The 7,943-nt window shown below is 61.0% G+C and carries 7 protein-coding genes and 1 pseudogene; 6 read left to right on the plus strand and 2 right to left on the minus strand.

The window, feature by feature from the left end; all coding sequences use genetic code 11:
- Both IPG14_RS19065 and IPG14_RS19070 read right to left on the minus strand, forming a co-directional pair.
- Nucleotides 1-420: pseudogene (locus tag IPG14_RS19065) on the minus strand (hypothetical protein); the annotation flags it as partial.
- 238 nt (nucleotides 421-658) lie between these two features.
- Nucleotides 659-859 carry a hypothetical protein gene (locus IPG14_RS19070; protein ID WP_343392862.1) on the minus strand — a complete coding sequence of 67 codons (201 nt, stop codon included), beginning with the start codon at nucleotides 857-859 and terminating at the stop codon, nucleotides 659-661.
- A 662-nt stretch (nucleotides 860-1,521) separates the two neighbouring features.
- On the opposite strand from IPG14_RS19070, the gene IPG14_RS19075 reads away from it, so the two are divergent.
- From IPG14_RS19075 to IPG14_RS19100, 6 genes are all read left to right on the plus strand, one after another.
- Entirely contained in the window at nucleotides 1,522-1,866 is a 345-nt protein-coding gene (locus tag IPG14_RS19075) for an NTP transferase domain-containing protein (protein WP_343392863.1), read from the plus strand.
- 522 nt (nucleotides 1,867-2,388) lie between these two features.
- Nucleotides 2,389-2,613 (plus strand): hypothetical protein, encoded by a 225-nt coding sequence (locus IPG14_RS19080; RefSeq protein ID WP_343392864.1) that lies wholly within the window; start codon nucleotides 2,389-2,391, stop codon nucleotides 2,611-2,613.
- A complete protein-coding gene (locus IPG14_RS19085; RefSeq protein ID WP_343392865.1) occupies nucleotides 2,607-2,882 on the plus strand; it encodes an XdhC family protein in 276 nt (91 codons plus the stop codon). Before IPG14_RS19080 ends, IPG14_RS19085 begins: the two co-directional genes overlap by 7 nt.
- Before the next feature lie 2,490 nt (nucleotides 2,883-5,372).
- Nucleotides 5,373-5,777, plus strand: coding sequence for a hypothetical protein (locus tag IPG14_RS19090; RefSeq protein ID WP_343392866.1), 405 nt, complete (start codon nucleotides 5,373-5,375; stop codon nucleotides 5,775-5,777).
- Nucleotides 5,778-5,857: 80 nt separating this feature from the next.
- Nucleotides 5,858-6,451 (plus strand): RHS repeat domain-containing protein, encoded by a 594-nt coding sequence (locus IPG14_RS19095; RefSeq protein WP_343392867.1) that lies wholly within the window; start codon nucleotides 5,858-5,860, stop codon nucleotides 6,449-6,451.
- A 324-nt stretch (nucleotides 6,452-6,775) separates the two neighbouring features.
- The coding region (locus IPG14_RS19100; protein ID WP_343392868.1) for an RHS repeat-associated core domain-containing protein at nucleotides 6,776-7,943 on the plus strand (1,168 nt) is incomplete at its 3' end.

Genomic DNA, 7,943 nt, shown 5'->3' on the forward strand with positions numbered 1-7,943 from the left:
CGCCATGCTCCCACCACATGCTCCACATTGCCGGTCTCCTGGCCCTGAATTGCGCTTTGCAGAATGGTTTACAGCGGCCAGCGCCCCGCTCACCGAGGGCCATAGGCTTTGGTCAAGACGATGTCCGAGGCATTGCATCAGCGTGGGCACCTCGCTTGCAAAGCCGTAGATGTGGGGTGGGATTGCAGGACCGACAAACCAGATGCTCTTCAATCCTTCTTTACGACGGACCGACCACAACCAACTGCGCGGCAGGCAAGCTGCATCAATCGCAGCCGCCAGGTCGGCCACATGACCGTGCCCGCGCGCGCTCATCAGCAGAATGGCCGGCGTGTCGGCCTCCCAACCCAACTCGCTCGGCAACTGCTGGCCGGGGCCGTCGGTTGACCAAAGCGCCGACCGAGGGATGCCGGCGACCACGACGCTAAAAGGCGTCCAGGCCGCAGGTGAAGGACCGCCACGACCTCCGACGACACCGCAAAGCGGGTCGTGCGAGACGTAAAACCAAACTTCATGACGGTGGAAACCTAGTCACCAGGTGATGACGGTGATATGTGGAATCGGGCGTCACAGGCGGGCGCTGGCCAAGGCCACTGCCTCGCTGGCGTAGAGCAAAACCGAAACCACCACATCGGGGTTGAACCGCCAGCAGCCAGCGTCAGCATTGCACGTCAGCGCGCGCCGACAGGCTGCGAAGATCACGTACGAAAGCGGTGAACTCAGTGGCCTCGTGCTGCAACTGGAGGAGGGTGGGCGTGGCCTGCACCCAGGACCGGTCAATTTCCTCGGCCAAACCGAACACATCGAAGATGAGGCTCGTGCAGCGGATTGACAATCGCAGTGACGACACGGTCGCCATAGCGAGCGCAACGCTCCATCCAGCGCGTTAGCGGCGCTGCGGTGCCCGCGCCGCATCACGCGGTCAGGATGAGAATCCATACCGATTGCGATTCAGTCATAGTTACCTGCCCGTGACGATGCTCAACACGAAATCGAGTTTGATGGTACTGTTATCGCACGGGGTCGAAAATTTGTCAAGCAGCAGGGCGGGCGGAGATTGGAGATTGGAGATCGGAGATCGGAGATGGAGATTAGGAGATTGGAGATCGCCTGGTGGTGGTGGCTTGGCAGCAGGGGATGCCATGTGCTATGATTGGCCTATGATGAAAGACCTTGTTTGGACATGCAGGCCCGCCCGATCGTGGAGCGGATGGGGCTACGAGATGAAAGCCTCCGGCCCGCGCCGCGACGATGATTGCCGGTATGGTGCTGGCGGCCGGGCGTCCTCGCGCGTGGGCCGGCTCGGCCACTGCTGCCGTGGGGCCAGAAAACGGTCATCGAGCAGGTGGTGACCACCCCTGCCTGACGCGTCTTGGCGGATCTGCTGGTGGTGACCGGGTACGAGCATGAGGCGCTGGCGGGCGGGCTGCAAAGGCTATCCGCTACGTGTCGTTTTCAACGATCACGCCGCCGGCGAGATGATTTCATCCATCCAGGTGGGGCTGCGCCCTGGGGCCAACGGTGAACGCGGCGCTGATTGCGGTGGGGGATCAGCCGCGCATCCAGGCGGGCACCATCGCCGCCGTGATTGCGGCCTGGCGCGATGGCCCGCCGCAGCGCATCATCATCCCCAGCTACCAGATGCGGCGCGGGCATCCCATCTGTTTACCGCGTGCGGTTGGCCAGGCAAGTGCTGGCGCGAGCTGGCAAGACAGCCTGCGCTCCCTCTGGACCTCGCTGGCTGGACAGATCGAGCATGGCACGTTGGACAGCCCGACGATTCTTGAGGCGCATGGATACCCCGGACGATTATCTGCGGGAGGTGGGCGCAAGCGCAACCGATGGACACGATTTATCACCGGCTGAACAACCTGCTTGACCAGGGCGAAACCGTGGCCCTGGCGACCATCACCGATGCGGGGATCGGTGCCGCGTGGTGGGGGCCAAGATGATTGTTCATCCGCTGGGCCAGCACGTGGGCACGATTACAGGCGGCCTCAGCGAGGCCGATGTCCATCCGCGGCGCTGGATGTGATCCAAACCGGCGAAACCGCAGAATATCCATGTGGATCCGACCGAGGACATCTCCATGCAGAGCCTGGGCGTCTGCGGCGGCATCAGAATGTCTTCATTGAACGTTGGGGCCAATGACCGATCCGATTCTCACGGCACTGCGCATCTCTCGACGACAAGCACGGCGTGGCCCTTACCACCGTGATCGCTGCGGCCGGGCCGTACCAGGCCAGCCAGGGCGCCGGGCATTGGTCTGGCGAGATCAACCCACCGCTGGGCGACCTGGGCCTGGGGTGAGCAGGCCGCGCGTCCTGACTGATGCAGCTGCGGTGCTGAGCGGCAAAGCAGCATCGCACCCTGGATTACAGCCAGGAGATGGAAACGACGCTGCGTGTCTTCGTGGAGGTGCAGCGCCAGCCGCCGCATCTGGTCATCGTGAAACGGGCCACATCGCCCGTGCCGCTGGCCAGCCTGGGGAGTTTGCGCGGATTCACCGTCACTGTGCTGGACGACCGGCCGCAGTTTGCCAACCGTCAGCGTTTTGCGCAGGCCGACCAGGTTCTGCTGCGCCGCTGCGCGAGACGGTGCATGCCATGCTGACCGATGGCCGCCTGGACAAGGACTCCTACATCGTCCTGGTACGCGGCCATCAGTACGACATTGATTGCCTGCTCGAAGTGCTGGGCGCGCCGCTGGCCTACATCGGCATGATCGGTTCGCAGCGTCGGGTGAGCGCCGTCTTCCAGCTTCTCAACCAGGAGCAGGGCATCCCGCCAGAGAAATTCAGCCGTATCACGCGCCCATCGGCCTCCCGGACATTGGCGCGCGCACCCTGCGGAAATTGCCGTCTGCATCATGGCCGAAAATGATCAACGTCCTGCGCAGCAGGCCGCGTTCATTGGCCGCTGCCCGCCACGCCAGGACGAACAGCGCCGCCTGCGGGTGACTGTCTGAACAGCGCCAGCCTGCGCATTCAGCAATTCAGCAGCCAATATTTTGCCGCTTGACAAACCGCCGCGCGTGCTATGCTGTGATTAGCCACAAGCTTGCCCCCGCCTTTCGATCCGCCTCCCGATTTCGGAAGTCCTCGGCGAGAAACCGCTCCCGGCTGCCCGAGACATCCTTCAGCAGTCAGGAACTGTCCCTGACCCCATCCGTTTCGATCGCTGCACGAAAGGAGTCCGTTGTCATGTTGCGCTGGTGTTCCTCACTCTTTCATCTCTCTTCACCACACCTTCCTGTCTCGCGGCTGGCGGCGCGTCCGCTGCTGGTCGTCCATCTGCTGATGGTTTGCAGCCTGCTGTTCTCAGCCGTGGCTGCCGCTACCCCCCCCCTGCAAATAAACACCGCTGCTAAGTTCATGTCCCCTGGACTCACGTTGCATTACCCGAGCCAGTGGAATCTCAACACACTCCCCAGACGTCCCCTTGCGCCGGGGAGCTTCGACCTTGCTCTATACCCCAGGAGTGATCCTCTGGACGGCAACCGGATCGATAACTTCTCTTGTCGAGATAGCATCCGAACAGGTTTACCAGACCTGGAGTAATGGCCTTACCATTGGTCGCCCGTGCCGACCAGTAGTCGGTCAAGTGCTCGCCTCCAGCCGGTGTTCTCAGACGGGTTCTTCACTCCTTGCGCACAACCGAAATCGGCCCTCGCAAGCCGTTGGCTCACGCAACCTGGTTCTGCCAGCACCTATACCCACGCTGACTGCTGCTGCCGATTGCCGATTCTTGAGTTCGAAGGCGCCGAGGAACCTCACGGGCTTTTTGGCCGCGAGTCATGGCCTTCGCTGGAAAGCGTCGTTGGGCCTCGGCTGCCTGCTCCAGCGTGCGATCTGGCGTGCCGCGACGCGCGAGCGGGTCTTCCTGTGCTTCCTCTGTTTCTCCTGATCCGGGTTTGCTGAACGAGAGGCGATTTCGAATGGTTCGCTACCAACCAGTCCTGGAGTAGATGCCCAGACCGTACAGCCGGGGGATGTACAATCCTCCAAAGGCTCTGCCGGCAATTGGTGGGTAATCCATCCGGCCTTTGAATGTCAATTGTACTTCAGACAAGCACCGGGCAACGCTGGTTCGCCTGACATTGAGTGCCGGTAGTATGCTGCGGGGTGATGATCTCAGTTGGGATAATACGGTTGGGGACCAATGGACGTCCACACCTCGGTGAATAGGTAATGAGAGTCGCGTGTATCGCCATCTCCGCCCTCTGACGAGTTTCATGGGCCTGACGACAACGTCGCGATACCTAATTGCGTCAGGCGCAACCTGCTCCGCCGCCGCCCGCCGTGCCTATCGCCCGCATCTTCATTTCCCATCAACACACAATGCCAGCACGGACGCCGTGGAGCGCCGCTGTTGGGCTTCGTGCCGAGACCATTCAAATTCAGGCGCTACGTGCGGCACGATCTATCCGCTGACGCAGCGCCAGCCTGCGTATCATCGAACCGGTGGCATTCACCGAACGCCGCTCGGATCATGCCTGGTTCTGTTATCAGGCGATTCCCTCACTTCTCAACGCACGACCGAATGCTTCATGAAAGGGATGCCAAACAACGGCCAAGGCTGGAACGCCAATCCCTGGGATTACTGGCTCTCACCTGAATTGCGGTATGCCAACGTTTCATTCAAGCAGACGGGACGATACTACATTTGGGTTTGCGGCTTGGGTGGAACCGTGAATGATGATTCGCCATATGGGCCGTGATGATTACCCAACGACACGTCGCGCGAAATCCAGGCTATCCCTCGGCCGCGTGTATGCAACATCAAGATGGCTGGAAACGTCCCTACCTGGCGTCAGCGAAGGCGAGCGGAGTCATCAACATCTGGATGCGTGAAGATGGCGAGAATTGACCGCGTCCTTCTGACCCGGCAAATCCCACAGGCAACATCAGGTGTGGGGATACTGACCGAACTTCTTTGCTTTCTTCGCTCACAGAGAAAAGTATGGGAACCATGAGATTAGTGCATGCCGACAAGACAGGTTGGGTGCTGTTATGCAGTGTGGCGCTGACCAGTGTTCTGGTCTCCTGCCAACCACTCCAGAACAGACCCGCAACGCCCGCTGTCGCCCCAATGACGCGGGTGGCGACAGCGTCGCCACCCGCAAGCGCGTCGCCGACGGTGACAACATTGCCAAAGGACACCCCAGTCGTTGCAGTTGCCGGTCCCGCCCCTGCCACAATTGCAGTCGCAGCTACTTCCGGCCCAACTGGTCAACCCCAGCGCGCTGGCTGGCGCAGATACGTCTCCCTATGTGGGCGTGTCCTTTGCCTATCCGGCCGATTGGAAGTTCGTTCCGGTGCGTGAAAAGCCCGACCGATACAATCTACCCTATTTCCAATTGATGCTCCTGTAGTGGATCACCTGGGTAGCGACAGTGGGGTCGCCATTGTATATATGGGGTCTGAGTTTGCTAAAGGAGGAAGCCTGCGCTCTTGGGTTGAGAAATGCTTGCAAATGACACTGCCCGGCAATCCTTCGGGCTACACATTGTCCGCGACTTCCGAGGCCACCTTTGTGGAGCCCAATGGCAGCCTGCACGAGATGGTCCGAAGCTCACTTGCGGACAAAAGCGGCGCCGCAACGCTGGAAAGTATCTTCATAAAACAAGGAGACAACGTAGTAATTCAGATCAGCAGCGCCACTTGGACCGAATATGCCCCTGCCCTACGGGCCGTCCTGGAAGACATCGCCCGATCCTTTCAATTCTCAGCCGATGCACCCAGGACGTTGAACGAGATGTATGGGGTAGACCCATGAGGTAACTCCACTGATTTCACCCCCGATGTTCAACATGGCGTCCAGAGCCTTCTGGAGGCAGACAGATCGATCGGTTGTGCATGATCGGCCAATCGACGCTTCGTGCGCCGTGCGTCCGATGTGTTCGGCAACCTGCGCAGCGTCTCGAGAGCACCGGTTCGTGGCCGGTCGGCCCGGCCAATCCTACCTGGGGCAGCGAATACCGCACGCGCTACAGCTACGACGTGGCCGGCCGGCTGCTGACGGTGCAGGATCACGCCAGCAACCAGACGACGCTGACCCACGACCTGCTGGGCCGCAAGACGAGCATGAACGATCCGGACATGGGCGCGTGGCAGTATCGCTACGATGCGGCGGGCAACCTGGTGAAACAGCGCGATGCGCGCTACCAGGCGATCTGCTTCTACTACGACGGCCACAATCGGCTGGTGGGCAAGACCTATCATGCGGGCATCAGCAACCTGGACACCCTGACGTGCAGCGGGGCTTATGCCGTCAGCTTCAGCTACGACAGCACGGCGAACGGCAACCTGGGCAGGGGCCGACGCACGGGCATGAACGATCCATCGGGCAGCAGCGCGCCTGGGCCTATGATCTGCGCGCCGGGTGATCACCGAGACCCAGGTGATCAGCGGTACAGGGGGCGGCGCCTTCGTGACGGCCTGGCGCTATGACTCAGCCGACCGGCCGCTGTGGCAAAAGTATCCTGGCGGCAACGCGGGCCAGTTGGGCGAGCAGGTGATGTTCACCTACAACACCCAGGGCTTGCTGCGCCAGGTGCAGAGCAACGGCAGCACTTACTTATGTGGGCGAGACGCTCTACAACGCGCTGGGCCAGGTGACGGAACGCTGGCTGGGCAGCACGACGGGAGTGGTACACGCTGGCTCTACACCTACACCGCGGCCGAGGAACTTCCGGCTGTGACGCTGAAGACCGGCAACGCGTCCCCTACACCAACCTGCAGAACATCAGCTACACCTACGATGACGCCGGCAACGTGTTGAGCATCATTGACATCACCAACCTACAGCGGCCCTCCGCCAACGCCGCCGACCCAGACGCAGAGCTTCAGCTACGATGCGCTGCACCGTCTGAGCACCGCGCAGGCCAGTGGCGCCACGGGCTATGGCGGTTACAGCCTGAAGAACTACGGCTACGATGCCATCGGCAACCTGACCCACTTCGAGAGCGCGACGCAGAATCAGTACTATCAGAATGGCGCACACAAGCGTGCGGTGACGCACATCGGGGGACGGCGCCCGGCAACCAGAAATACTGGTACGACCAGAATGGCAATGCCACGCGGCGCATCAGCGGCAGCCAGGACATCACGCTGAGTTACGATGCTGAGAACCGGCTGACAGCCATGAGCGGCGGTGTCACCTCGAGCTACGTCTACGACGGGGACGGGAAGCGGGTCAAGGAGACGATCAGCGGGGCCACACGGGCCTTCGTGGGCAGCTACTACGAGGTGGACAACGGCGTTGTCAAGAAATACTACTACGCGGGCAGCGTGCGCGTGGCCGAGAGCAGCGGCGGTGTGCTCTACTACCTGCTGACGGATCATCTCGGCTCCACCGCGCTGACGCTGAACAGCAGCGGCGCCCGTCAAACCGAACTGCGCTACTATCCCTTTGGCGCGGCGCGCTACAACGCCAACAACCAGGTGACGACCTACCGTTTCACCGGGCAGCGATGGGACAGCGGCACGGCGTTGTATTTCTACCAGTCCCGCTGGTACGATCCGATCATCGGGCGATTTCTCGCCGCGGATACGGTAATTCCCCAGCCGGAAAATCCGCAGAATCTGAACCGTTACAGCTACGTCGGGAATCAACCTCTCGGGTTCATCGATCCAAGCGGACATGCAGCCATATGTGGAACAAGCGTAGATGATGGTTGTGGCGGCATAGATGCGCTCCACAGCATTGAATTGCAACTGCGGCGAGGAAGACTGGATCCAATCGGCGCCAAGCAAGCGTATTATCAGTATTACCTGGCGCACCCTGGCGAGGACGCAGGCGCCTATCAGCCACTCCACCCAACCGAAGAATTCAACGGCATCATCTCGACCGGGTATGCGCAAGCTCAAGCGGAGTTGGGCGCAGGAAATCTTGGCGGGTTAGCACTGGAAGCGGCGACCACCAATGGCGTGATCTTCGAGG

It is taken from the genome of Candidatus Amarobacter glycogenicus (assembly GCF_016704105.1).
Taxonomy (GTDB): domain Bacteria; phylum Chloroflexota; class Dehalococcoidia; order Tepidiformales; family Tepidiformaceae; genus Amarobacter; species Amarobacter glycogenicus.

Excerpts from the sequence above, each read along its gene's own strand:
- IPG14_RS19070 (WP_343392862.1), bottom strand. The coding sequence starts at position 859 with ATGGCGACCGTGTCGTCACTGCGATTGTCAATCCGCTGCACGAGCCTC.
- IPG14_RS19080 (WP_343392864.1), top strand. The coding sequence starts at position 2,389 with ATGGAAACGACGCTGCGTGTCTTCGTGGAGGTGCAGCGCCAGCCGCCG.
- IPG14_RS19085 (WP_343392865.1), top strand. The coding sequence starts at position 2,607 with ATGCTGACCGATGGCCGCCTGGACAAGGACTCCTACATCGTCCTGGTA.
- IPG14_RS19095 (WP_343392867.1), top strand. The coding sequence starts at position 5,858 with ATGATCGGCCAATCGACGCTTCGTGCGCCGTGCGTCCGATGTGTTCGG.